We start from the raw sequence: 25623 nt of genomic DNA, 5'->3' as shown, positions 1-25623 counted from the left end.
TGTGTATAAAGTCTATCTAAGCTTCATTCAGCACTTTACAAATATAATCAATTTCATCATGTTTTAGATCAGGAAAGTTACCGATATAAAATCCATAAAAATGAATATGTTCGGTTTGCGGATATTGTTCATATAAATACTCAGGGACAACGCCTCTTAAATAAGGCTGACGTAGTTGGTTTCCGCCCCCTGCACTCCCTCGCCGATACTCAATGCCTTCGGCTTGCAATCTTTTTTCTACTCTTGCTACCAAGGCATCATCTTTCTCTTTCAGCACCACATTAAAAGCGTAGTTGCTTGAACCTTCGAAATTAAAATCATTTCTATATTTAGAACTATCTAAATTTTCAAAAAAACGTGTTTGATTCTCAGTTCTAATCCTGACATTGTCATCTAATCGCTTGAGCTGGCTCAGTCCAAGAATCCCACCAATCTCATTGTTTCTTACATTATAAGCCGGATATGCAAAGATGAAGTCTTTATTCAGTTCCGGATAATTAAGAATATATTCATCCTTCAGGCTCTGCTCTGTTGACTCTCTGACCATGCCATGGCCACGTAACATCCGTAACTGTTGGTAAGTTTCGTAATCATTGGTACAGATCATACCGCCTTCTATCGTGCTCATGTGATGGGCATAATAGAATGAGAAATTCGACATATCACCGAAACTACCGACTTTCTGACCGTTATGGGTTGCACCGTGAGATTCACAAACATCTTCAATCAAGGGGATATTACGGCGCTTCAGCTCATGTAAAAGCTTATCGGTCAGTCCATTGAAGCCCTGAATATGCGATAAAAATACGGCTCGGGTTTTATCGGTAATCTTATCGATAATTTGATGGGTATCCATCCCTAACGTGTGAGGATCAATATCTGCGAAGACGGGGGTGAAACCACAATGAAGCACAGAAGCGATGTCAGAAATCCACGTTAAAGGCGGCACGATCACTTCACCACCTTCAGGATAACGAATCTTCAGAACAGCCATAGACAGCAAATTTGCTGATGAACCGGAGCTGACAAACACCGAGTATTTAACACCTAACCATTCGGACCAAGCGGCTTCAAACTCACGGCACTGTGGCCCATTAGTTAAAATCGGATTGTCTTCCTGTAACAGTTGAATCACAGGCTCTAAATCTTCTCGAAGAATATTATTTCTCATTAGAGGAAATTTAATCATTAGCGATATCTCTATATTCCAAATTTATTTTAAGAAAGTCTCGTATCTGACAAAAAACAGATTCCGTCCCAATACCAACCTGTTCATGTAATTCGTCACGTTTACCCAACTCAAAGCGATAATCAGGTTCAACACCAATACCGAGGAAGGGCTGATTCATACGATGAGTTCGTAGCAGTTCTCCGATGCGGGCATCCACTCCCCCACGGCCTCTGAACCCTTCTTCCATAGAGATAATCACCTGACTCTGTTGAAGCTGCCGGATAAGAGAAGACTCATCACAATCCTGGATATCAAACAAATCAATCACAGCAACCGAGACACCAATTTCTTCAAGCCGGTGTGCAACTTTCAGTGCTGTGTGGACCATATATCCCGTCGCCACAAGGACAACATCACCTTGAGAGGTCAAACAATTGAACCCTTTATCCAGATCAATGGATTGATTTTCATAGAGTTGAGGTAACACCTGAGCATCAAGACGAATATATTTAGGTTTATCGACATCGATGCATTTCGCAAATATTTCGGAAGATAAAAGATGATCACTTGGAGAAAACAACTGGAAGTTGGCCAAAGAACGGATCAGTGTCAAATCTTCATAACACTGGTGTGTTGGTCCCGAAACAACGTAGCTATATCCGGCACCGACCCCGATTAAATTGACATTAATTTTTCTAACTTTTGATAATAGAGCCAGACATACCCGTAATTGTTCATAACAACGCATTGTAATAAATGGTGCAATTGCATAAGCAAAGACTTTAAATCCTTCCAACGCAAGTCCGGATGCCACATTAATTAAATTTTGTTCGGCAATACCGACATTTTTAAACCGCTCGGGAAAGTCAGCTCTGATTTTATCTAGTACCGGAGAACCAAAATCGGCAGTCACGAAAAATATTGAAGGATCATCTTTCATTGAGTGCCATATTTTTTCCAGCAATGCATCCCGCATTGCAATAGGTTTATTATTCATATGATGACTCTATCAAATTATCTATAACGTCTGGATGTACACCAAGAATATGAGACAGCTCCTTGTTTTCTAAATTAGGAACACCTCTTCCTTTAATCGTGTTACATATCAGCGCTTTCGGTCGTTCCTGATGTGTGGCTTTCAGTTCAGCCAACTGCTCTCTCAGCAAATTTACATCGTGGCCGTCCACCACACGCGCATCCCAACCAAAGGATTGTAATTTTTCACAGAGATTGCGGTGAGACACAATATCATCGGTATAACCCAACATACTGATCGCATTGTTATCGACAATCAGATTCAGGTTATCCAAACGATGTTGCGCGGCAAACATAATCGCTTCCCAACAAGCGCCTTCATGTAACTCACCGTCACCGGTAATTACAAACACCTGTTGTGTTTTTTGTTTCGTTTTAAGGCCAACAGCCATACCGGAAGCAACCCCGAGGCCATGTCCAAGAGAACCATTGACAGTTTCATACCCTGGAATTACAGGGTCAGGAATTCCCCCTAAGAAACCACCCTGACAACAAACCCGCTGCAACTCTTCCCGATCAAAAAAGCCAAGATCGGCCAGTATCGGATACATGCATATAGAGCCGTGACCTTTACTGATAATGCAACGATCACGCTCATCATCGAGGGGCAATGCCGGATTAAAATGAAGAATATTGCCGTAATACAAAGCAACAAAGATTTCTACGGGAGATAAAGAAGAAGCAATTCTTGTTTCAGGTGCACGTCGATTAATGGCTAATGTTTCACGCCATACCCAACGTGCTTTCTCCTCTAAATCTACATCGGTACTAATCTGAAGCATCTGAATAACTCTCCTTATACCAGCGGTATGTTTCTTTCAGACCATCGAGAAATGAGGTCTCAGGTTGCCAACCCAATGTTCGTAATCTTGTGCTGTCGAGTAACTTTCTGGGGGCTCCGTCAGGCTTCGATGTATCCCATCGAATTTCACCGTCATAACCAACAATCGCCTGAATCATTTCAGCAAGCTCTTTGATTGAATACTCATCACCACTACTGATGTTGAGTGGTCCTTCAAGATGTTCGGTATCCGATTCCATGATCGTCAGGACTGCTTTGGCGACATCAGATGAAAATACGAATTCTCTTCGGGGAGACCCCGTTCCCCATAACTCAACATAAGGTAACCGCTGCTGTTTTGCTTCATGAAAGCGGCGCATCAAAGCAGACAGAACATGCCCTGATTTCGGATCAAAGTTATCAAAGGGGCCAAAGACACTGTTTGGAATCACCGAAATAAACTGCGTGCCATACTGGCGATTAAATGCATCACACAACTGTAAGCCAGCTAACTTTGCCATTGCATAAGGCAAACTGGTTGGCTCTGGTTTTGCGGTCAATATCATGTCTTCTGGCATCGCCTGCAGGCATTCTCGAGGATACATACAAGATGAACCAAACAAGATGAGTTTTTTGACTGAAAATTTTTGTGCATTTTCAATCACATTGAGTTGTATTTTTAAATTTTCAGTGAGAAAGTCGGCAGGTGTTTCCTGATTTTGAATAATGCCTCCGACTTTACCTGCGGCTAGAAATACATAATCAGGTCTGTTGTGGTCGAAAAATTTTTCTACAGCATGACTATCTGTTAAATCTAGTTCTCGGTGTTCTTTTACAACAAGGTTTCGATAACCACGAGAATGACATTCTGAATATATAGCCGACCCAATTAATCCTCGATGTCCGGCTATATATATTTTGATATCTTTATGCATATTCACTCACTTTTATAATAAGCAATACTGGCACCACTATCTTCAAATTTAAACGGCACACAAATGAGATGAGACAACCTTTCTAATATTTTGGGTTGTATTTCTGGCTTCGCAAAGATAAGCACAAATCCCCCGCCACCGGCACCAAGAACTTTACCACCTTCAGCACCTAAATCTCTCGCCACTTGATAAATATCATCGATCGTACTATTTGATATTTTCTCAGATAGTTGCTTTTTATAGCTCCAGCTTTCATGTAATAACTTACCGAATTCAAGTATTGATGTATTCGGATTAGAAAGTATATTAATTGCTTCAGGCACCATGTCTTGCATGGCTTTAAGTTCTAATTCTCTTTTATTAATATTCTGTATCTGACTGCCCGTAATATCAGAAGAAAATCGAGTAACACCTGTAAAAAACAACATCAAATGGTCATTGAGCTCTTTCTTTCTCTCTTCAGGGATAATGATCGGGGAAACAGAAAAATCATCATTGGTCATAAAGTCGATCCGATTCAGTCCACCGTAAACGGTAGCAATCTGATCCTGAGAACCAACCACGTCATGAATAACATTTTGTTCGATATGAATGACTTCTTTGGAAAGATTGTATTTATCAATCATTTCACCGGATAAACTTTTCACAGCGAGGTATAAACCAGCTGTAAACGATGAGCTCGAACCAAGTCCTGATCGGGCTGGTAAATCGCCGTCATGATGAATTTCTAAACCCTCTTGAATATCTAAATAATCAAAGATCCCTTTCACCGCTGGATGTTTAATTTCTGATGCGCTTTTTATATTTTCAATCAGTGAATAAACGATTCTGTGTTTATGCTCAAAAAAGGGGGGCAGATGACGACAAGTTATATAGCAATACTTATCAATCGATGTTGAGAGCACATTACCACCATATTGTCTGTACCAGTCAGGGAAATCAGTGCCCCCACCAAAAAAAGAAATTCTGAACGGCGTTTTCGTAATAATCATTTCAATCCCTCTATTGAAGCCTGTTATCCATATATGAAACGAATTAATTGTAAGAATTAATCCTTATCAAAAAAGACAATCAATCACCTAAAATTCGGCGTTTTAACTTTATTTTTGCCATATTTTCAATATTATTACGCTCTTTAAGCCCCAGTTTTTTCTCAATCATATTTAAATAATCAGGATTGGAGAAATATGTCTGCCAAGCATAATCTCTGAATTTAAGCACTTCGGCTGCACTCACATGACGGGTAGGTAATGGCGTACTATGATATGAAAGAAAAGCGTAACCATCATAGGTCTCTGGCAATTTCCAATTATTTCGCTTGGCTTCAAAATAAATAGGGCTACCCGGCAATGCCTGACATGGATACATATTGGCCATTTCAGTATTCAATTCAATGGCTAAATCTAATGTATCCTGCATGGTTTCCAGCGTATCTTCCGGGAAACCAAAAATAAAATTACTGATAATTTTAATGTCATATGATTGGACCATTTGGCATATTTTACGAATGTTGACATCTCGAAAAGTGCCTTTCGATACTTGTTGGCGAACTACCTGATTACCAGACTCAACCCCAAGAGCCAGCCAATTGACGCCAGCCTGTTTAAAGAGTTCGAGTTCTCTTTCCCGAATCGTATCAACACGCGCATATGCCCACATGTTAAAATCAAACTTCTCTTCGATACAGCGTTCTAGGATCGGGTGATAATGTTTCCGGTTGAGAAAAAACATCTCATCACTGATACGCAGTGTTTTCACTCCCATATCTGACAACTTTCTCATTTCCCGAATGACCCATTCGGTACTCCAAAAACGCATCCCTCGAGAATCAGCAGCACTCACTTCATCCCCGTTATCCATTCGGTTCACAATATTGATCATGCAAAAATTGCATGCAAAATTACAGCCGAGTGCTGTATATATCGCAGCAAAAGGGGTTCTTTTTTCATGATCGAAGTCAGCATGCCAGAAATGTGCGCGATAAAGGTCAAGCGGATATTCCCGATAAGGTAGTAAGTCCCACGCATACCCCGGCATATCTTGATCCATCCTCTCTTGAGGAACTACTTTTTCCGGGGGATTTAATACTGGTTTGCCCGATATATTCGGTTTATATCCAATTCCCCGAACATTTATCAGATCTGAATCCAGATTACCGGCTAACAAATTGTGCAGTGCATATACACCTTCATTGAGCAAAACAATGTCAACACAATCATAAGATAAGACATCTTTGGGCAGTGCACTGGTATGGGAACCGACAAAGGCTATTTTTGCTTTCAGCCCGGATTCTTTTAAGGCTTCGGCTAAGGCTAAAGCACCAATCATATTAGTTGTCCCGGAATTAGGATTTTGTCCATAGACAACAAAGACAACCAATCTTGCTTCTGACTCAGTGACTCGTTTTACCGAAGACTGAATATCAAGTCGTTCTGCATCACTGTCAAGAATACCGACATCAAAACCTTTGGCGCGACATGACTCAGCTAATAACAGAGCCCATGTCGGTGGCTCAATCGCAGAATATGTTTTTGCCAGATCCTGATATACATGAGCTGATGAACTGGGATTTATCAATAAAACATCTACCATACTGACTCCAATTAGTCGAATTTATAATTTTCTATTCCATGAATAGTAGGTAATTTGTATAAAATAATTTATTTATATCGTGTTGATACAAATGCATTTATAAATATATAGGTACATTTATCTGCAGGAATATATTTTGAATATAGTAAATATAGTGTAGTTTTTTAATTTACTTTCTTATTTGATGCCTTATAAATATAAACGACATTCCTAAGACAAGGCCCAATATTACTGATGCAATCATCACGACTATTTTTTGGGGCCTGATTTCGTCAATATCTACAACTGCCGGATCAACCGTTTTAAATACATATTCTTTACTAACCTTGGTCAGCATTAAGGTTTTGGTTTGTTGCTCTATCAACTGGTAAAGCATGTTTCTGCTATCAGCGAGACTAGTCTGATTTAACTGATTATTTAAATACGCGATCCGACTCTGTGCTTCTAACATATCTTGTTGACGAATCTCATCATTTAAATCAGCAACTAACCATGTAGCCCAACGTTCGGTGATATACGGAGAATAAAAACGAACCGTCACGGTTACCATGCCAGTATCGGAATCTAACTTTACAACCATTATTTTCTTCAGAAAGTGCTGTGTTGCTTCTAAAAGTGTTGGCTCCTGAGACTCACCATCCTTGACAAGCCATTGTTTTTTTACTGGATCATAAACACTCGTTTTAAAAGAAAACTCATTAGAATTTTTATCCCACCCATTGATTGCCATTACCGGAACCATAAGATGATGACGCAGAATAAACCCCCCAATAAACTTTCGTGATTGAAGTACCTGAAGGGCTAAAATAGTTTTATCTGTATTCCCCTTCCCCAGATTTATTCCTGCTAATGAGGCTAATCCACCAAATTGACTGTTTAATACCGATGCCATCCCCATCTGTTGATCATCAGATATTGGTGCAACAAGGACCTGAGATTCATATATCTTATGTGAGAATAGAATATAGCTCCCACCGGCAAGAACAGAAAAGATCATACACAGAACGATCCACCACTTGCCTGCCCATAGAACAGAGAATATCGCACGCAAATCAATTTCACTATCGATAATCCGAGGAGCCGGATAATAGAATGGTGCAGATTTAGTATTGAATGCTTTATCTTCCATTTCACTCATTATTAAGTCATTCCTAAGTTATATTGTGAGCTAGAGAAATTGTTATTTAATTGCATTCCATGCAACACCAATCTGATACATCATTTGTGTTGCCGTACTAAATGTACTCAGGCCGTCCAGGTAATCAGTATCGATTGGAACAACAATGGTATCCCCAGGCTCTAAAGGTTTCTCAGAGCGGACAAACCAATGAGATTGGTTCGGTAACATTACTGCACCATTGGCCCGAATCACATAAACACGGTCAGTATCCGCCTGCTTTTTCTCCCCGCCAGCTAAGTTAATGTATTTCTCGACAGACATGCCTGGTTTGAATGTGAAATTACTTGCGATTTGAACCTGACCGAGTACCGAAATGGTATTTCTTCGTGGCGGAATATAAAGCTTGTCACCATCTTCAAGCATCACGTCGTCTTGAGACTTACCTAACAGAATACTTGGCAAGTCAATGACTAAGCGCCCAACAGCTGGAATATCTAACAGATCATCGACAACTTTCATTGCCTCTGTCGGAGATGAAGTATACGTTGCAGCACTACTTTGCCGCCGGAGTGTGAGTGAAGCGATCTCTTGCCGAAGATTATTGGTCACCATTTTCATCCGTTGCTGTTCTTGCAAACGGAGCACCTCACGACTAAATACCGCCCCTTGTGGATAGGCAAACTGAGAAAGTCCTCCGGCACGTTGCACTAAATCGCTGATTGTTTCCCCTTGATTAATCGTATAACTTCCGGGATGCATGACTTCTCCCTGAATCTCAACGATATTGTTGGTCTTCCAGTTTGTTTTGCGTTGTACAACGATCCGATCTTTAGATTCGAGCAGAAAATTATCATTGGGATTGGTCAGCGCTTTGATCAAATCAAATGTCTGATGATGAATGGCAATCGTACCAGGCATCGGAACCACACGAGACAATTCCGCCTCATCTTTGGCGGCAGACTCCAGTAATCCCCCTGCTGCAGTAATCGCGTCTTTTAGGCTTCCGTCTTCGACGAGTGGATAGACTCCCGGATAACGAACAGCGCCACTGATCTCATAGATTCTCGCTCTCTTACCATTGACCGCTTGTAGTTGTAACCGACTAATTAAGGGCTCTAGTAACCGCGAGCGAGACGCAGGATCGCTATTTTGTATTTCCTGTGGATTTTTATCGCCATCCTGTACCGTTAACTTAGGTTTTTCGCTATCAACCAGTTCAATCCCTGTTAATGCATCCCGTTTTTTGGGTTGTACTTTCTGTTCTTCCGCATGTGAAAATAAATCCCCAGAGGTCTCTGGTTGCGACTTGACCGACTCAGTTTTCCATTCATTCAAGGAGATATCGGAGGCAAAAATAAATAATTGATCATCTGGCTGCAATACAAGGTCATCGGATGAATTCACATTTTTGATGGCCTGATTCAGGCTAAATTGTAAAACTTTGATGTCATGTTTATGCCCGGTTTCACGCACAATGATTGCATAATCAAGATCAGCATTCGGTGCAAGAGCATCCAACGAAGAGAATAAATCCGAAACTTTCATTCCCTGAGAATATGCATACGCACCTTGCCGAATTGCTGCACCTCTGACAATCACGGCATTTTTCAATACACCACTAATGGGGTTAATCGTAATATCATCACCATCTTGCAGGACAAACGACTGGTCTTTATCTTTGGTCAAATCAAGTGTATGGATATGAATCCCATTTTTCTGGTAACGCTTAATCTGAAGCTGCAACAAATAAGCGCTGGCTTTACTCCCTCCGGCAAGCGTCATGAGTTGCTCAATAGTGGTCCCTGATTTGATTTCATACACGGCAGGACGACGAATTTCTCCTCGAATACTGACTGATGGTCCTTTGGCTGCAACAAATACGGTGTCACCCGACTGTAGACGAATATCACTGAGCTTATTTCCTTCCAAAAGCAAATGATATAAATCCAAATGGGCTATAATTTTATTCTCCCGACGAACTGTAATATTTCGCAACGAGCCACTTTTACTAAATCCACCGGCAGCAATCAGTGCCTGAGTCACGGTCGCCAAACTCGGAATGTTATAGGCCCCCGGCTGATAAACATCCCCTGCGACATAAACTTGCATCATGCGTAAAGAACCAAGAGATATGGATACTTCTGCACCGAGTATCTGTTTATTTATACGCTCAGTCAGATTCGTTTTTAGCTCACTAAAAGTCTGACCTGCAACATAAATCGGCCCCAGTTCGGGAAACTGAATAGAACCATCTCGTGAAACATTCAGGCTGTAACTATTATTCTGGCTCCCGAACAGTTGCACACGAATTTCGTCACCAGCGGCAATCAGATAATTATTCGGAACCGGTAAGTCATCAACGGGGGTATAACTTGAAGGCTGGCCTGAAAATAAATCATAACCAAAGTTAACTAATGGTTCAGAGCCACCACCCTGTCCAGTTTTAGCTGTTTGAGTACCACCCTCTGTTTTTTGTTTTTTATCAACGTCTCTCGGCTGTATCGTCTGAACAGGCTGGGATTCAGCCTTACCCGAGCCCATTAAAGTGGACAGATCGACACCATATTGCCGAGCCAATGCCTGCTGTTGCGCTGGTGGTAACTGCTTAAACTGGGCGATTTGTGATGCGGTAAAATTGGCAGACCAAGAAGAAAAACTACTAAAGAAAACAAAAAAAACTATGATTAATCTGAATAGAATATATCTCATCAAGTTCATCCAATGTCCAAACAATTGATAGTGATTCGATTAAAAACGAAAGTCCCAGTTAACCCAGTAATTCCATTTATCGGTTTGATTATTTTTTGTATCAGGCATGAAATCAGAGCCCAATGTCAGACGGCTATTTGCCAACGGCAAACGCACATAAGCCGTTAGTTTTTTCAGGGTTTCGTCATCATCAGTCTGATGATAACTTTGTCCTTGCAATGTCAGTTCCCAGCTCTCCGGCGTGATCCAAAGTAGTTTCAATGATTTGGCTTCCCCACCATCCATGCCACTGATTGACTGATAGTTATGCTGCCCAACCATTGTCGCGCGATCAGACAACATGTTTCGCCATTGTTGCTTTGCCTCCCCGGTTAACTGCTTCACCTCGGCAACCCAACGCAGCGACTGTCCACCGATGTCAAACTGGCTTTGCCAGCCAATGACCAAAGAACCCAGTGATCGATCATTGACTAAACTGGCTCCCTGCGCATAAATACTCTGCGTCACGGGGACTCCCATATTGAATACTGGCAGACTCAGGCGAATATCAGCACTGTATTGCTCTTGCTCACCATCCTGTGGTTGAACTGCACCCGTCAAATATCCATCCCAGTCGGGTTTATCAAACCACTTCTGATAAACCAAACCAATATTCAAACGGTTAACCGGGCTAAACTCAAATCGGTTTGACCACTGCTTATCATTTCGGTTTGGCGTTTCATTAAATCCCAAGAAGGTTTCAGCATGCCAGCTACCAAGTATTGGCCAGTCATAGGCGTCATAAGCTAAATTCAAACCGGGCACAGTGCTACGTGTGTATCCCCAAGCCAGATTGTAAATCGAAGCCGGTCCCCACCAATGCTGCAGGCTGCCAAAAGTGACATTCAGGCTTCCCCAATTGGCGGCAATATAACTATCATCCAATCCATAGTCAGTATCTTCATGACCGAATTTATCTGGCGAACGTTGATAGTTTGCAGCAACACGGAAAGCATATGCGCTCTCGACAAACTCATAACTTGATTGCACCTGCCAGTGTGTAGTTAACGGTGCGGCAAAACTCCTGTCGTCCCGAGGCGCACGGGCATACCCCAACGAGACATGCTTCCGGCGGCTATTCCTTATAGAATCCTGATTTAACGCGTAACTGAGATGTTGATATGCTTGCTCAAGCGACGGAGGGAGCTGAACCATCTGCATTAGCTGTAGATCGGTATCGAGGCGAGACCAGCGTATTGGATAAGAATTGATAGGTACAGAGATAAGACCGGCATCCGCCAGCATCTGTAGATCAGACTTAAGATAGGCATCATCCATGGGTAACCAAGGCGCAGCTTCACTTTTTAACGAGAAAAGCAACGGTAAACCAATCAGATAAAATGAAAAAAATCTTAGAGTTATATTTTTAGCCAACAAGATTATACTCACATCACAATAAACAGATGATAACTAGAAGAGATATTTCGTTCAAGCACGCTACCGCCCTTGGGTCGGCTTCCCAGAAAGCATGCCTAAGAGCTCATCCTTGTACTCAAAACAAATACTCGCTTATCGCAAGTAAACATGATCAAAACATGTCTTTATCAGGCTCTCAAAAATATGCTGTATACCCGTTCTATTTTTATTCGAACTAAATCAACATTAAAAATTTTCTAGAAAAAGAATAGCCTATAAATATCGATATGCTACACACATTAATGTTATTCATTGCTTATACGCAATAGAAACGGGCAACCATATAAAAAAACAAGCAATGAATTATCCGAAACCATCCAGATATTTTTACCTGTATTTCATAGTATTAGTAGAGAACAACCAATTTGGCAAATGATGAGTTAAACGATTGAGACATAAAATTCACACCTCACTCTTATCACACACCACGCCACAAAATATATTATAAAAATTCTTATTTTTTATGAGGTTAAAATTACAATAATATAATTAAAAAAATAAATCTATCTAAAATCTACCTAGATTTATTTTAATGCGAGAATAAAATTAAATTTGAAACGTAAATTTCATCGATATCAACAAACGTATGCATTCAATAGAAAATCTTATAAAACAAACACATGAGTTAATAACAATTTCCTAATTAATTTAATCTGAAGACGACCACATACAACCCGATGCATTTTAAAATATCACAAGAACAAATTATGAATTTTTTATAACAACTTAATATAAGTAGATAATTTCACACAGCATGTTTACATAACCTTCAAAAATGTATTATGTTTAATAAGCTCTTGTGTATTTTGTGAGCAACATCGATGTTAACGTTATTTCCTAGGAGATAAATATGAAAAAAACTGCAATTACTTTACTGGCAATGTTTGCTTTCAGTGGTATTGCATATGCTGGCCCGGCTACCGGAGTTGTTTCCGGTAGTGCAGGGGGGACTGGCGGTGCTGGTGCCGCCGGCGCAGGTGCCGCCGGTGCTGGTGCAGGTGCTGGTGCCGCTGGTAGTGTGGCAGCAGCAACTGGTGCAGCCGTTGGTGGAATAAGTGCAACTATTGCAGCAGCAACTGCAGCGATCGTTGCAGCGACAGCTGTCGCGGTCAGTGCTTCCAATGACACCACTGCAACAACAACAGTGACTTCAGCTCAGTAACAGTAGTTATTGATTGTTTGTTAATGTAATAAAAACAGCAGCCGTCTTGGGCGGTTGTTGTTTATTTCGTTTAATTATGCCTCTATGACAAATTTTTTTCGTTTTTCTCATTATTGTTACTTATTTTTCATACCATTACTCTTACTTGGCGGATGCTCTCAAAATGCGAAAGACTTGTCTGAGACGATTCAGTCAGCTTTCTGGGGACCGGATAATCATGCCATTTCACCAGACCAAGTTGAGGAGCTGCCTTACGCAAGTTTATATGTCAGGATGGGAGAAAACCCATTAGCCCTGATGATACTCACATGGGCCGAACCAACCAATTCACCAGAGCATCCGGCCAATTTAAAGTGGCTGTCAGCGAACCGAGAGATGTTGGTGACACAAGCAGGTCGGGTGATTAAAACCGTCAATTTAAAAGAGGGCAATCTCATTCACCTTGAGTCAGCAAATATTGATCCTCTGGTGCTGGGACTCCAGAAAGACACAACCCCTCACACTTGGAAATACAAAATGACTTGGTCTCCGGGATATCACTCCAGTTATCAGGCACTATCTACATTTACCGTTAAAGAGACAGAAGAGAAGCAATTGCCCAATGGTACTCAAGCCCTGCTTCACGTTGTTGAACAGGTCGAGATTCCCCAGATAAAACAACAATATCAAAACAACTATTGGATCAGCCCCCAATCGGGTGAGGTGATTGCAAGTGAGCAGTACATTTTTCCGGGTTCAGAAAAACTAACCCTTTCTCTCGGCAAGCGTTATGTGGGAGACAATCGCGGATGAAGCCATGGAAAATCATCTTTTATTTAACCCTATGCATCAGTACCGGACTGGCATCCGTTTCATTTGCCGCGTCATCGACTAATGTTGAAATTCATTTTGAATCGTCGTCACCAGTACATCTGACCTACAATGATCGACCTCGTCTTGATGAGGTTGTGTTACAAGCGATGGATAAAGCAGGGGCTGATTGGCGGATGATCGACTGGTTTGTATCCGGACTATATGACATCAACATCGAATTAAAGTTGAAACAACAAGTCCTTGGTGTCATCGTTAAGCAGCAATCGATCGCCAGCAAACGCTATCATGGTTCTTGGTTCTATTGGTCACAACTCAGAAATTCACTCGAATCCTTACACTACGCGAAGCGAATTTTCCAAACCATTGATCCTGATGTCACTCGCCTCAGTCTACCATTGAATCCTAAACTGACCGGCAACTGGCTCATGACCCTAAGATACACGCCTAAAAATGTACTGGTTTTAGGTGGGGTAACCGCTCCGGGAAAACAAACCTGGCAACCTCGTTTGGATGCAGGAAGCTATGTGCAAACTGCCGGGCTGTTTGACAAGACCATTTCGAAAGTCATGGTGATCCAACCCGATGGCAAAGTCGAAGAACATCAGACAGGCTACTGGAACCACTCTTTTTCAGAAATCGCCCCGGGGGCGATTATTTATGTCCCTCTTCCGGTTGAAGAACTTCCTATCATTTACCCAAATGATCGCCTCCAGAATCCTAACAACCTTGTTGTCGAGCTACTAAGAAACAGATTGCCATGATGAAACATTTATCCGGTTCTTTAAACGGGCCAACCTATGCATCCATGACGATTGCAATGATAGTTTTTGGCCTGATATCGCTAAACGCCTATTCAGACGAGTTTAGCCCTCCGTCACTGACTCACTCTCAATCCGATTTCGGTGGTGTCGGATTAATCCAGATGCCGAGTGGCAGAATGATGTCGGAAGGGGCATTTGAACTGAATGCCACCAATAATGATGACTATATTAACTATTCACTGTCTCTACAGTTATTCCCTTGGCTGGAAACAACCATCCGCTACACCCAGATCCATGATTTGCTTTATAGCAACGATGCCTCTTTTAGCGGCGACACAAAATATACCGACAAATCGGCCGATGTGAAACTGAGCCTTGTAGATGAAGGTTTTTGGCTTCCCCAAATTTCTGTCGGATTCCGAGATATTGGCGGTACGGGACTATTCGATGGGGAGTTTATCGCGGCCAACAAACAGTTCGGCCCACTCGATTTTACCCTTGGTATCGGTTGGGGATATATCGGTAACCGAGGTAACCTCTCCGGTGATCACCGAACTTCTACCGATTGTGGCAGAAGTACTGGCTATCAGGCCACAACCGGTAGTATTTCTCTCGGGAGTATGTTTACCGGATGTGCTTCAGTCTATGGCGGGATCGAGTATCAGACACCATTCGAACCACTGGTTTTAAAACTGGAATATGATGGGAATGACTATCGAAGTGATTTCCCCGTCACTCAGGGCAAGCAAACCATGAATGTGTCTACACCTTGGAACGTCGGTCTGGTGTATTCATTAACGGATTGGGCTCGTTTAAGGCTGAGCTATGAACGCGGCAATACTTTTACTGCGGGTATTTCACTCAATACTAACCTTGCGACACTGAGACCAGTCTGGATTGATGAACCCCGTCCGGAGTACCATCCGCAGCCCAAGAAAAACACGCTCTCAGAAGACGAATGGCAACAACTCGTAACTGATGTGCAAAAAATCGCTGGGTATCAACAGGTATCATTCCGACAAGATCAAAAGAGCAAAACCGTGACGCTAACCGGAACTCAACAAAAATATCGGAATAAAAAAGAAGCTGAAGAACGTGCCGCATTACTGATCACCAACAGTGGTCTGGATGCCGATACCTATAAGATTGTTGAGACCGCGAATGGGCAACCTCTCACCGAAACACAGATCAACGCTTATGCGTTTGAGCGCGTCGTTAAAAACGATTATCCCGGAGCTGATTTCGATGATGCCAAAACAACAGGTGAACCCTCTGTGATCTCCGGGGAAATGAAGGCCCAAAGTTCCAAAAACTGGCAGTTTGGTCTCACCCCAGCCTTACAACAATCTTTCGGGGGGTCGGAAAATTTCTACCTCTATGCCATCGGGGTAAAAGCCAATAGTAGCTATCGGATGGGACAGCATTTTATCCTCTCCAGCAGCTTATACGGCAACATCACGGATAACTATGATAAATATAAGTATACCGTGCCACCCGATGGGACTGATTTAAAAAGGGTCAGGACGCTGGCACGCCAATATTATGATCACACCTTCCGTATGGACAGCCTTCAACTCACGTACCTTGATCATTACGGAGACAACGTCTACGGACAAGCATATGGCGGTTATCTGGAATCCATGTTTGCCGGAGCCGGTGGTGAAATCATCTATCGTCCGCTTAATCAGAACTGGGCTTTCGGTATCGACGGAAATTATGTCAAACAGCGCGATCCGGATAGTGTGTTGGGTCTTTATAAAGACGAAAGACACTTTGATCCACAAACCGCCCGTTACTACCGTGTTCAAACGGGGACGTTTACCGGCCACGCAACACTTTACTGGCAACCGAAATTTTGGTCGCTCTTCAATAATACCTTGCTCAAGATCAGCGCGGGTCAATACCTCACCGAAGATAAAGGGGTCACGGTTGATTTCTCAAAACAGTTTGATAGTGGTGTCATCGCCGGTGTATTTGCCGCGAAAACCAATCTATCAGCGTCAGAGTATGGTGAAGGGAGCTTTACCAAAGGCGTCTATATTTCAATTCCGCTCGACCTAATGACGATTAAGCCAAGTGTCCATCGTGCCAATATTTCTTGGTTGCCACTGATGCGGGACGGGGGACAAAAACTCAATCGGCAATACGAGCTTTACAACATGACCGATGCTCGCTCACCTTGGTTTACAAAATCAATTACAGAATAAACACAATGCATTATGATACTTATCTCGTTCATACGAGGTAAGTATCATGCATCTCATATACTGTAGCAGAGGAGAAAAACGGAATGCACTATGACGTATTCAACGGTGATGCTGATGGTATTATTGCGTTGCTGCAATTGCGTCTGAGTACACCAAAGTCACATCAGTTGATTACTGGCGTAAAGAGGGATATCAAACTATTGGATCAAGTCATCAAGCTTGGTGATGCAACGTCGGTGACCGTGCTTGATATCTCAATGATGAAGAACATGGAGCCATTACAGCGACTCCTCACGCAACGCATTCCCGTTTTCTACTGTGACCACCACCAGAGCGGTACGATTCCAAGTTCGGACTATCTGGAAACGCTAATCAATTTAGATGCAGAAACTTGTACCAGCCTGCTGATTAATCAAAAACTCAAAGGCGAATTTATTCACTGGGCAATTGCAGGGGCTTTTGGCGACAATCTCTATCAACGGGCTCAATCGCTCGCAAATCATGCGGGGTTATCCCAGGAAGATACCGACTTTCTTTGTGAACTCGGCACCTTGATCAACTACAACGGCTATGGTGCGACCCTTGATGATCTTCATATTCCACCAGCAAAACTGTTTCAACAACTGCTCATTTACCCTAACCCATTCATGCTTCGGGAAGACCCGGACTCTCCCTACTATCAATTACAGCAAGGCTATGCGGATGACTATACTCAAGTCACGCGTATCAACCCTTTGACTGAAAATCCATCATGTCGAATTTTTGAACTTCCCGGAGCGGCCTGGGCAAGACGAATCAGTGGGGTGTTCGGCAATGAACTGGCCAATCAGTCCCCCGAACAGGCTCATGCGGTGTTAACACTCAATGAAAATCAGCAGGATTATACGGTCAGTGTCCGGGCACCGTTAAACAATCGTACCGGTGCCGATGAAGTGTGTAGTCTATTTGCAACAGGTGGCGGGCGAAAAGCTGCGGCCGGTATCAATGCCCTGCCCTGTGACCAGAAAGCTTACTTTATTGATGCCCTGACCCAGTATTATCAGTCATTGTAGCGACATAACACTGTCGCTGAAGCGTGTTATCACGGGAAGCAGTTCCCCCACTCCAACAGGATAGGTCCTCAGACCCTATCCCCGCTTCCTTTGCCAGAAACTGTCTGGATAATGTATAAGAAGTAGTTCCTGATGCTCATGGTCTGAATCATTTTCTGATCCAATTCAGCAACCAATTCGGGCGTGGACATGTCAACTTCGTTCACCTGCGCTAATCCGGTAATCCCGGGAAGAACGTTAAAAACACCACGATTTTCTCTTGCTTCTATCAACTGTGTCTGGTTAAACAAACACGGTCTCGGGCCGACTAAACTCATCTCACCTTTCAGTACATTGATAAGTTGCGGTAACTCGTCGATTTTGGTTTTCCTTAAAAATGCCCCCAACTTTGTCACAGAAGTCGCCCCAACCAGATGTGTCGCGACAGACTGAGTATTTGGCGGCATCGTTCTGAACTTAATCAAAGTAAATGGCTTTTGCTGCCTACCAACCCGGGTTTGGGTAAAAATAGGGCTCTTTGTATCAAAATATCCAAAAATACAAATACATAACATCACCGGCCACAAAACCATGAGCCCCAGTAATGCAAAAACAAAATCCAGTAATCTAATCATTGTTGCTCTTTCTGCTGTTGATATGCCCGAACCGTTTGTCTGAGCCCCGCCTCCAGAGAGACTGGCGGGATCCAACCTAACTTCTCTTTTGTTGCACGAATATCGAGTTGTAGAGGATAACATAACCGTTGACCAACCGCTCGCTTCCCCAGCAATGATAGTCCCCATAATAGTAGCCGAGGTGGGATTGGTATCAAACGAGACGGTACATTCATGACCGCCGCTAAAAGGCATAAGAGCTGGGAAATTGAGATATCATGATCATCGGAAACAAGAAACGTGTTCCCCGCAGCAACCGGATGGGTACAACACGTGATGATGAGATCAGCCAGATTATCGAGGTAGACCAGACTTCTCTTTGCCGGAATCGCCCCGAATGGTAGCGGGAGAGCCCGATAAACCCAGTTCATCATCGACAAAAAATTCGCTTTAACTCCCGGCCCGTAAACCAGTGGCGGGCGAATCACGACCACTTCCAGTCCTGTTTCATCGACTAACTGCCATAATCCTACCTCTGCCTGATATTTGCTGATACCGTAAGGGTCTTCTGGTTGTGTATCCAATGTCGGCAAAAAAGGTTGTCCTGCTTTTGTCCATTCACCGTTGACCTTAATTGAGCTGACAAAAATAAATCGTTTCACACCAGCTTGTGCAGCTTGACGCGCCAAATTGAGCGTACCAAGCACATTCGCATCTTGATAAGCATATTGCGCTTCTTCCGGAGATTCGTCCATTTGATGTACTCTGGCTGCACAGTGCACGACACAATCAATGCCATCAAGAACCGGAGTCCAATCGGTATCAGGTTCAAGTGAACAAACAATGGATGGTTGCCGAGTATGATCGACTGCACTTCTGCCATGTGTCAAAACATCCCAGCCTTGAGTACGGGCCATTTGTGTGACGCGTCTTCCAACAAAACCAGAACTACCAGTAACTAAAACTTTCACGCGATACCCTACAACATGTTAATGCTCAAAAAGCGACCTAATGGCGTCGATTACTTTCAACAATCTCAATTTTACAATTGATCCTGATGAAGTGTAAGACTTAAACTAGGCCGTCGGTGCTCAAGAACAAAAATATATAACCGATAAATAAGACATAAACCCTCCATATCTCATGGAATTAATTGGGCATAAAGCAATGTTTACTCCAATCAGATTATTACTTCAAATGCGGCGCCGTCACAAAAGACTGATTAGTCTCATTTACGACGTATGTGCAGTGTTATTTTCTCTTATGGCTGCAATGGTACTGAGATTAGACGGGTTTCACTTCAGTGTGGGCCTTAATGAAATCGCTTGTACTGTACTGACCATTTTCGTCACTATAGTGACCTTTATTCGTTTTGGAATGTATCGAACCGTATTGCGTTACATGATGTTACCGGCAATCGGTCACATATTTTTCGCTGTATTTCTTTCATCTTTGGCACTAGCCCTCAGCAGCTATTTTTTTCATGCTTTTGTCCCACGCAGCGTACCATTTATCTACATGGGACTTGGGATCTTACTACTTGGTGGTCCTAGAATTATTTTCCGCACTATTTATTACCATTATTACAAAAGAAATAAACCGAATGTCTTTATTTATGGGGCTGGTGCAACAGGAAGAGAGTTAGCATATGCTCTCATTCATGGTAATGAATATAATCCTGTAGCATTACTTGATGACTCTCCCCAAAAAATAGGGCAAATCATCTTTGGTATCAGAGTTCATCCTAGTGAAAACTTCAGTAAGCTTAATTCACTTTATCAACCCGTTAAATTACTACTTGCTATTAATAATATCAGTAAAGGAGAGCGATTGAGGCTTCTGGATAAACTTTCAGAATGGCCAATTGAAGTTCAATCCGTACCTTCTGTAGAAGATATCGCGACCGGAAGAGCAGACGCAACTGAAGTACAAGACCTTGATATTGCAGATCTGTTGGGCAGAGCTCCCATTGAACCAGATCCCAAATTGATGAGTAAGAATATCCATGAAAAAAATGTTATGGTTACTGGGGGCGGCGGCTCTATTGGTTCGGAACTCTGTCGCCAGATATTATTACAAGAACCCAAAACCCTCATACTTTTTGAATTAAATGAGTTCAATCTGTATTCAATAAACTATGAGCTCCAATCAATAAAAAAACGTTTAAAACTCGATTGTATTGTCATCCCTATTTTAGGTTCTGTACAAAATAAAAATCGCCTACAAAATATACTCATTCGTTATAATGTTGACTGTATTTACCATGCAGCGGCTTATAAGCATGTTCCTCTTGTTGAAGAGAATGCAATCGAAGGGATTAGAAATAATGTTTTTGGTACTCTGATTTGTGCACAGGCAGCAATAGAATCTGGCGTAAGTCACTTTACTCTAATCTCAACAGATAAAGCAGTCAGACCAACTAATATCATGGGGGCAAGTAAACGTTTAGCCGAATTAGTCCTACAGTCTCTTGCCGATAATGGATATCATACTAATTTCACAATCGTTCGCTTTGGCAATGTATTAGGTTCCTCTGGTTCTGTTGTGCCATTATTTAAGGAACAGATCCGAAAAGGAGGTCCTGTTACAGTAACGCATCCGGATATCATTCGTTACTTTATGTTAATTCCCGAAGCGGCCCAATTAGTTATTCAAGCAAGTGCAATGGGGATAAATGGCCAAGTCTTTGTTCTTGACATGGGAGAGCCAATCAAAATTCTAGATCTAGCTCGGCGAATGATTAACCTTATGGGAATGAAAGAGTATTATGATAGTCATCATGATGATGGGGATATTGAAATTCGATATACCGGACTACGTCCCGGAGAAAAACTCTATGAAGAATTACTTATTGGGGAAAATGTCCAAGGTACAGTTCATCCCAAAATTATGACCGCTTCAGAGGAGAAACTGAGTTGGGATAATATGCAGCAACTTTTATCAAAACTTGATGACTGTTGCCATAATTATCTGACAGAAGATATTATTCAGCTGTTGCTCAATGCTCCTATCGGTTACCACCCGACCCAGAACAAGGATTAACACTTGTGAATAAAATAAAAGTATTATCTGTTTTTGGTACAAGGCCAGAAGCGATCAAAATGGCCCCGATTGTAAAGGCTCTAGAACAAGACTCTGATTTTATTAGTAAAGTGTGTGTCACAGCTCAGCATAGAGAAATGTTAGATCAGGTATTGAGTCTATTTCATATAGTTCCAGATTTTGATTTAAATATCATGAGTAAAAATCAGGGGTTAACTGATATATCTATATCGATTCTTAAAGGATTGGAACCGATATTACAAGACTATCAACCTGATTATGTTTTAGTCCATGGAGACACAGCAACAACTCTGTCTACGACAATAGCCTGTTACTTTCAAAAAATTAAGGTTGCTCATGTTGAAGCGGGGCTTAGAACAGGAAATTTATATTCACCTTGGCCAGAAGAAGGAAATAGAAAAGTTGTCGGAAGCTTATGTAATATACACTTTGCTCCAACAAAATCAGCAGTTAAGAACCTGATTCAAGAAAACATTCAAGCAAGTACAATTTATGAAACAGGGAATTCAGTCATCGATGCTTTGTTGTCAGTAAAAGAAAATATTTTATCGGATCCTGATATTCAAAAAAATATAGTTGCACAATTTCCTTTTGATCCAAATCAAAATTTCATTCTTATCACTGGACATAGAAGAGAAAACTTTGGACAAGGATTTGAAAACATATGTAATGCAATTAAAGATTTAGCTATAGAGTTCAAACATATTAACTTTATTTATCCTGTACATTTAAATCCAAACGTAAGAACGATTGTAGATAAACATTTAGGTAGTTTTGATAATATCTATTTAATTCCTCCTCAAAATTATCTTCCTTTTATCTATCTTATGACAAAGTCAATACTGATACTGACTGACTCAGGTGGAGTCCAAGAGGAAGCGCCTTCACTTGGAAAACCAGTTTTGGTTATGAGAGATACAACAGAGAGACCTGAAGCAATTGAAGCGGGAACAGTTCAACTTGTTGGAACCAATAGAGAACGTATTGTATCTGAGACAAAACGATTATTAATAGATAAAGATGCTTATAAATCAATGAGTAATGCCATAAATCCTTATGGAGACGGACATACAGCGAGTCGAATACTTCGTATATTAAAGAAGCAACCACACTAAAATAGTCAACATAATATATAATAGAAAGAGGGGCGTTGTCGGATAAAGCATCAAAATTTAGCAATGCCATTGACATAAGCAATAATTTGTATGAACAAATATGCTACTCTGTTTATTTACCATGATTTATAGGAAGTGGCAATATACTTATCTTTATATATAATAAAATTAAAAGGTCTGATGAGAAGGATGGTAGCTGTAGTCAATGCCATTATTTTACTCTGAGACTCTATCATTTATAGAAAGCATAAATTGGGGAGAGTTAATGTGAAACATCAAAATAAAAGTAATCTTTGTACAGCTGGTAGTTCTTATATCCATATCTATCCAAATGGCGATATATTTAGATGTATGAAAGATTATAATACTAGAAAAGATCCAATTACAAATATAAATAAAATTATTGTCGGTGATGAATTATTTAAAAAACCACTCCCGTGTAGTCATAGAATATGTGACGTCTATTGTGATGCAGATTGGAGTACAAAATGGCTACTCGAAGATGAACAAGTGATTACTAAAGTTCCTGCAAACGAATGGGATGGCGTAACAAGTAAACACCCGTGGTCAGAACAAGAAATCAGCTCGTACACTCCCCCTAAATACCTATCAATCGTATGGACGCCGGCTCTTCAATGCAACTACACCTGTGAATACTGTGGTTGTGCTGCTGGCCACAAAAAAATAGCTACTGCGTTCCCATCAGCAGAACCTAAAGCCCCTGAAGAACAATGGATGGAAGTCTTCAAAATTCTTAAAGAACGCTATCCTTGGGGATATTTACAAACCAATGGTGGAGAACCTTTACTTTCTCCTTCAACAATTCCTGTCTTGAAATTAATGTCTGATCAATGGGCTATCAATTTAGTCACTAATGGTTCTATTAAAATAACAGAACTTGTTAGGCAAAAAATGCCAGCTTATAATGAAAAAGATGATTTTGGTTTGTCTGTCACTTTGAGTCTTCATCCTTCATCTCGAGGCTTTAATTGGGATCTTTTCTTAGGTAAAGCTCTTATGTTAAAAAATGAAGGTTACTTACGATGTATTAATTATGTTGGATGGCCCGAACAGTTATACTTATTTAGCCACTATAAAAAAATATTCAAAGAATACGATATTGATGTATTCCTTCAACCATGGATGGGAGAAGATAATCGTGGATTCATAGGTTATACAGATGCAGAAAATAAATATGTATCAGAACATGTTGGTACATCTCGGTCAAGCAACACACTTTTATTAAATGACTATGCTAACGAGGAAGATTATTCATCTATATTGAAAATAATAGATTATTCTATATCTAAAAATTCTATTCACTTAACAATAGATACTCAAAATGCTGGAACAAAAGATTGGGATAATGAGAATATAAAAGTCGGTGCAAGATTGTTAAAACCGAATGGAAATAATATCCCAGTTAGAGAATATCGTTTAGGATTAGTCGATCCTCTTGTCGCAAAAAGCAATATAATGAATAAATTCTGTATAGATCTAAATGGGTTGAATAAAGAAGAATATAGACTTATTTTAGATATCGTATATGAAGGAAAATTTTGGTTTAGTGAACGAGGTTCTAAAACGATAGAGCTATGTATAAAAAACAATGAAAACAACTGGAAAATAATCAAATAAGGGACAGATTTCATGTTAAAAAATATAGAATCATTATCTGGAACCCATCAAGTAGAAAATGATGAAATAGGTTATTTTTGTTGGGCGAGTAATACAGTAAAAATTAAACCATTACATAAAGAAAGTATCATTATAATATCTGGTGACTCCCCCTTAGATAACAACGCCAACTTAATATTTGGTAAGTTCAATATAGATATAAAAATAAAAAATGGACATAACAATATTATTATACCCATAAAAGAAACAGAAACACCACTAGATATTATCTTTAAAGAAAAATTAGATATTGAAGGTGAGTCTCGCGACTTATCATTTAAAATCAGAAATATAGAGATACGAGAACCAATATTAAATAATAGCGTCAATGTACCATCTCTCATTGATTCTAAAGGGATAACTACAGGTAGCATTCATAATATATTCTCTCAAGGATGGTTAAGGATGACTGCAAAATTACAGGATGAGGGAACATTGAGGTTTAGTGGTATCTTATATCCACCAGCCAAAAGACGAAAAGATATTATTTTAACTGCTAATGGAAGGGCAATAGATAATATTCGATATAATCTATTCAATAAAGATTATGAGGCATTAGGAGAAGTTGGATTCGAGGGAGAAATCAATATTAACGATTTTAATTCTGATGAATTCATCAGATTCAGTACAGAATATAGAACAGATGGTATTCAGGCAATATCTTGTCATCAAGATTGGATATGGCCTCTATCAAATACACTCCCAATACCTGATGACAGCAATAAAAAACGTATTGGTTCAACTTCTGATGACTGGTTCCTTTTCTCGGGTGCATCATTTGTTCACAAGTTATCAGAAGTAACCGCCACACAATCTTTTAGAGAATGGGATGTACTTGATTGGGGATGCGGTTGTGGTAGATTAACTCGTCATCTAATGAAGAGTGATTTCAAAAGTGTAACTGGTGCTGATATCGACCCCATAAATATAGAATGGTGCAAAAATAATCTTGAAACAGCTAACTTTCAACTGGTTTCTCCTCAAATACCGACACCATTTGATGATAATCAGTTTAATCTAATAATTGGTCATTCAGTTTTTACTCACCTAAGTGAAACAGAACAGTACTTTTGGCTCTTAGAATTAAATAGAATTCTTAAACCCCAAGGAACAGCAGTTGTAACAATTATGGCAGATTTTTCATCAGCTATTGATAAATTTACAATTGAAAATTATATGTCTCTCAAAGAGAATGGTTTTCTGGATGTAGGCTGGCAAGAAGATGGTGTTGATGTATTACAACCAGGATACTATAGAAGAATATTCCACACTATTGATTATATTACCAGTTACTGGGAAAACTATTTTCACATTGAGGCAATTTTAGATGGCTATTCTGATCATCAAACTGCGATTGTACTAAGAAAGAAATAAAGTAAATC

The 25623-nt window shown here is 40.8% G+C and carries 20 protein-coding genes; 9 read left to right on the top strand and 11 right to left on the bottom strand.

What is annotated here, in order from left to right:
- Positions 1-16 precede the first annotated feature (16 nt).
- The 9 genes from VRK_RS00695 to VRK_RS00655 all read right to left on the bottom strand — a co-directional run bounded on the left by VRK_RS00695 (position 17) and on the right by VRK_RS00655 (position 11756).
- Positions 17-1189, bottom strand: coding sequence for a DegT/DnrJ/EryC1/StrS family aminotransferase (locus VRK_RS00695; RefSeq protein WP_082671278.1), 1173 nt, complete (start codon positions 1187-1189; stop codon positions 17-19).
- Positions 1182-2168 carry a transketolase family protein gene (locus tag VRK_RS00690; RefSeq protein WP_059119640.1) on the bottom strand — a complete coding sequence of 329 codons (987 nt, stop codon included), beginning with the start codon at positions 2166-2168 and terminating at the stop codon, positions 1182-1184. Before VRK_RS00690 ends, VRK_RS00695 begins: the two co-directional genes overlap by 8 nt.
- A complete protein-coding gene (locus VRK_RS00685; protein WP_059119639.1) occupies positions 2161-2988 on the bottom strand; it encodes a transketolase in 828 nt (275 codons plus the stop codon). The genes VRK_RS00690 and VRK_RS00685 overlap by 8 nt, the downstream gene beginning before the upstream one ends.
- A complete protein-coding gene (locus VRK_RS00680; protein ID WP_059119638.1) occupies positions 2975-3922 on the bottom strand; it encodes a GDP-L-fucose synthase family protein in 948 nt (315 codons plus the stop codon). The genes VRK_RS00685 and VRK_RS00680 overlap by 14 nt, the downstream gene beginning before the upstream one ends.
- 2 nt (positions 3923-3924) lie before the next feature.
- Positions 3925-4914, bottom strand: a complete 990-nt coding sequence (locus tag VRK_RS00675) for a GHMP family kinase ATP-binding protein (RefSeq protein ID WP_059119637.1) — start codon at positions 4912-4914, stop codon at positions 3925-3927.
- A gap of 79 nt (positions 4915-4993) precedes the next feature.
- Positions 4994-6514 carry a B12-binding domain-containing radical SAM protein gene (locus VRK_RS00670; protein ID WP_059119636.1) on the bottom strand — a complete coding sequence of 507 codons (1521 nt, stop codon included), beginning with the start codon at positions 6512-6514 and terminating at the stop codon, positions 4994-4996.
- A 169-nt stretch (positions 6515-6683) separates the two neighbouring features.
- Positions 6684-7652 carry a Wzz/FepE/Etk N-terminal domain-containing protein gene (locus tag VRK_RS00665; RefSeq protein ID WP_082671277.1) on the bottom strand — a complete coding sequence of 323 codons (969 nt, stop codon included), beginning with the start codon at positions 7650-7652 and terminating at the stop codon, positions 6684-6686.
- 42 nt (positions 7653-7694) lie between these two features.
- On the bottom strand, positions 7695-10343 hold the full coding sequence (locus VRK_RS00660; RefSeq protein ID WP_059119635.1) for an SLBB domain-containing protein: 2649 nt from the start codon (positions 10341-10343) through the stop codon (positions 7695-7697).
- A 39-nt stretch (positions 10344-10382) separates the two neighbouring features.
- A complete protein-coding gene (locus VRK_RS00655) occupies positions 10383-11756 on the bottom strand; it encodes a capsule assembly Wzi family protein (protein ID WP_157371822.1) in 1374 nt (457 codons plus the stop codon).
- Between the two features lie 892 nt (positions 11757-12648).
- Here VRK_RS00655 and VRK_RS00650 point away from each other — a divergent pair.
- The 5 genes from VRK_RS00650 (at position 12649) to VRK_RS00630 (ending at position 17793) form a co-directional block, all read left to right on the top strand.
- Positions 12649-12960 (top strand): hypothetical protein, encoded by a 312-nt coding sequence (locus VRK_RS00650; protein ID WP_059119633.1) that lies wholly within the window; start codon positions 12649-12651, stop codon positions 12958-12960.
- A gap of 174 nt (positions 12961-13134) precedes the next feature.
- Positions 13135-13752 carry a YjbF family lipoprotein gene (locus VRK_RS00645; protein WP_231735719.1) on the top strand — a complete coding sequence of 206 codons (618 nt, stop codon included), beginning with the start codon at positions 13135-13137 and terminating at the stop codon, positions 13750-13752.
- Positions 13749-14534 (top strand): capsule biosynthesis GfcC family protein, encoded by a 786-nt coding sequence (locus VRK_RS00640; RefSeq protein ID WP_059119631.1) that lies wholly within the window; start codon positions 13749-13751, stop codon positions 14532-14534. Before VRK_RS00645 ends, VRK_RS00640 begins: the two co-directional genes overlap by 4 nt.
- Positions 14531-16741, top strand: a complete 2211-nt coding sequence (locus VRK_RS00635; RefSeq protein WP_059119630.1) for a YjbH domain-containing protein — start codon at positions 14531-14533, stop codon at positions 16739-16741. The genes VRK_RS00640 and VRK_RS00635 overlap by 4 nt, the downstream gene beginning before the upstream one ends.
- Positions 16742-16824: 83 nt before the next feature.
- Positions 16825-17793 (top strand): hypothetical protein, encoded by a 969-nt coding sequence (locus VRK_RS00630; protein ID WP_059119629.1) that lies wholly within the window; start codon positions 16825-16827, stop codon positions 17791-17793.
- A gap of 68 nt (positions 17794-17861) precedes the next feature.
- On the opposite strand, the gene VRK_RS00625 is transcribed toward VRK_RS00630, so the two are convergent.
- The gene (locus VRK_RS00625; RefSeq protein ID WP_059119628.1) at positions 17862-18407 is read right to left on the bottom strand and encodes a sugar transferase; all 546 of its coding nucleotides are present in this window, start codon (positions 18405-18407) and stop codon (positions 17862-17864) included.
- Entirely contained in the window at positions 18404-19357 is a 954-nt protein-coding gene (locus VRK_RS00620) for a UDP-glucose 4-epimerase family protein (RefSeq protein ID WP_059119627.1), read from the bottom strand. Before VRK_RS00620 ends, VRK_RS00625 begins: the two co-directional genes overlap by 4 nt.
- Positions 19358-19553: 196 nt before the next feature.
- On the opposite strand from VRK_RS00620, the gene VRK_RS00615 reads away from it, so the two are divergent.
- The 4 genes from VRK_RS00615 (at position 19554) to VRK_RS00600 (ending at position 25615) form a co-directional block, all read left to right on the top strand.
- Positions 19554-21428, top strand: a complete 1875-nt coding sequence (locus tag VRK_RS00615) for a polysaccharide biosynthesis protein (RefSeq protein ID WP_059119626.1) — start codon at positions 19554-19556, stop codon at positions 21426-21428.
- Positions 21429-21433: 5 nt separating this feature from the next.
- Complete coding sequence (gene wecB, locus VRK_RS00610) at positions 21434-22564, top strand: non-hydrolyzing UDP-N-acetylglucosamine 2-epimerase (RefSeq protein WP_197413043.1); 1131 nt, start codon at positions 21434-21436, stop codon at positions 22562-22564.
- Between the two features lie 267 nt (positions 22565-22831).
- Entirely contained in the window at positions 22832-24202 is a 1371-nt protein-coding gene (locus tag VRK_RS00605) for a hypothetical protein (protein ID WP_059119625.1), read from the top strand.
- A gap of 12 nt (positions 24203-24214) precedes the next feature.
- Entirely contained in the window at positions 24215-25615 is a 1401-nt protein-coding gene (locus tag VRK_RS00600) for a class I SAM-dependent methyltransferase (RefSeq protein WP_059119624.1), read from the top strand.
- Positions 25616-25623: the final 8 nt, after the last annotated feature.

This window comes from Vibrio sp. MEBiC08052 (genome assembly GCF_001506075.1).
Classification (GTDB): Bacteria; Pseudomonadota; Gammaproteobacteria; order Enterobacterales; family Vibrionaceae; genus Vibrio.
Note: the sequence above shows the minus strand (reverse complement) of the source record. Positions and strands in the feature narration are given on the sequence as shown.

What these genes read in the sequence shown, in the direction of transcription:
- VRK_RS00695 (WP_082671278.1), bottom strand. Translation starts at nt 1,189, where the DNA reads ATGATTAAATTTCCTCTAATGAGAAATAATATTCTTCGAGAAGATTTA.
- VRK_RS00690 (WP_059119640.1), bottom strand. Translation starts at nt 2,168, where the DNA reads ATGAATAATAAACCTATTGCAATGCGGGATGCATTGCTGGAAAAAATA.
- VRK_RS00685 (WP_059119639.1), bottom strand. Translation starts at nt 2,988, where the DNA reads ATGCTTCAGATTAGTACCGATGTAGATTTAGAGGAGAAAGCACGTTGG.
- VRK_RS00680 (WP_059119638.1), bottom strand. Translation starts at nt 3,922, where the DNA reads ATGCATAAAGATATCAAAATATATATAGCCGGACATCGAGGATTAATT.
- VRK_RS00675 (WP_059119637.1), bottom strand. Translation starts at nt 4,914, where the DNA reads ATGATTATTACGAAAACGCCGTTCAGAATTTCTTTTTTTGGTGGGGGC.
- VRK_RS00670 (WP_059119636.1), bottom strand. Translation starts at nt 6,514, where the DNA reads ATGGTAGATGTTTTATTGATAAATCCCAGTTCATCAGCTCATGTATAT.
- VRK_RS00665 (WP_082671277.1), bottom strand. Translation starts at nt 7,652, where the DNA reads ATGAGTGAAATGGAAGATAAAGCATTCAATACTAAATCTGCACCATTC.
- VRK_RS00660 (WP_059119635.1), bottom strand. Translation starts at nt 10,343, where the DNA reads ATGAGATATATTCTATTCAGATTAATCATAGTTTTTTTTGTTTTCTTT.
- VRK_RS00650 (WP_059119633.1), top strand. Translation starts at nt 12,649, where the DNA reads ATGAAAAAAACTGCAATTACTTTACTGGCAATGTTTGCTTTCAGTGGT.
- VRK_RS00640 (WP_059119631.1), top strand. Translation starts at nt 13,749, where the DNA reads ATGAAGCCATGGAAAATCATCTTTTATTTAACCCTATGCATCAGTACC.
- VRK_RS00635 (WP_059119630.1), top strand. Translation starts at nt 14,531, where the DNA reads ATGATGAAACATTTATCCGGTTCTTTAAACGGGCCAACCTATGCATCC.
- VRK_RS00630 (WP_059119629.1), top strand. Translation starts at nt 16,825, where the DNA reads ATGCACTATGACGTATTCAACGGTGATGCTGATGGTATTATTGCGTTG.
- VRK_RS00625 (WP_059119628.1), bottom strand. Translation starts at nt 18,407, where the DNA reads ATGATTAGATTACTGGATTTTGTTTTTGCATTACTGGGGCTCATGGTT.
- VRK_RS00615 (WP_059119626.1), top strand. Translation starts at nt 19,554, where the DNA reads ATGTTTACTCCAATCAGATTATTACTTCAAATGCGGCGCCGTCACAAA.
- VRK_RS00600 (WP_059119624.1), top strand. Translation starts at nt 24,215, where the DNA reads ATGTTAAAAAATATAGAATCATTATCTGGAACCCATCAAGTAGAAAAT.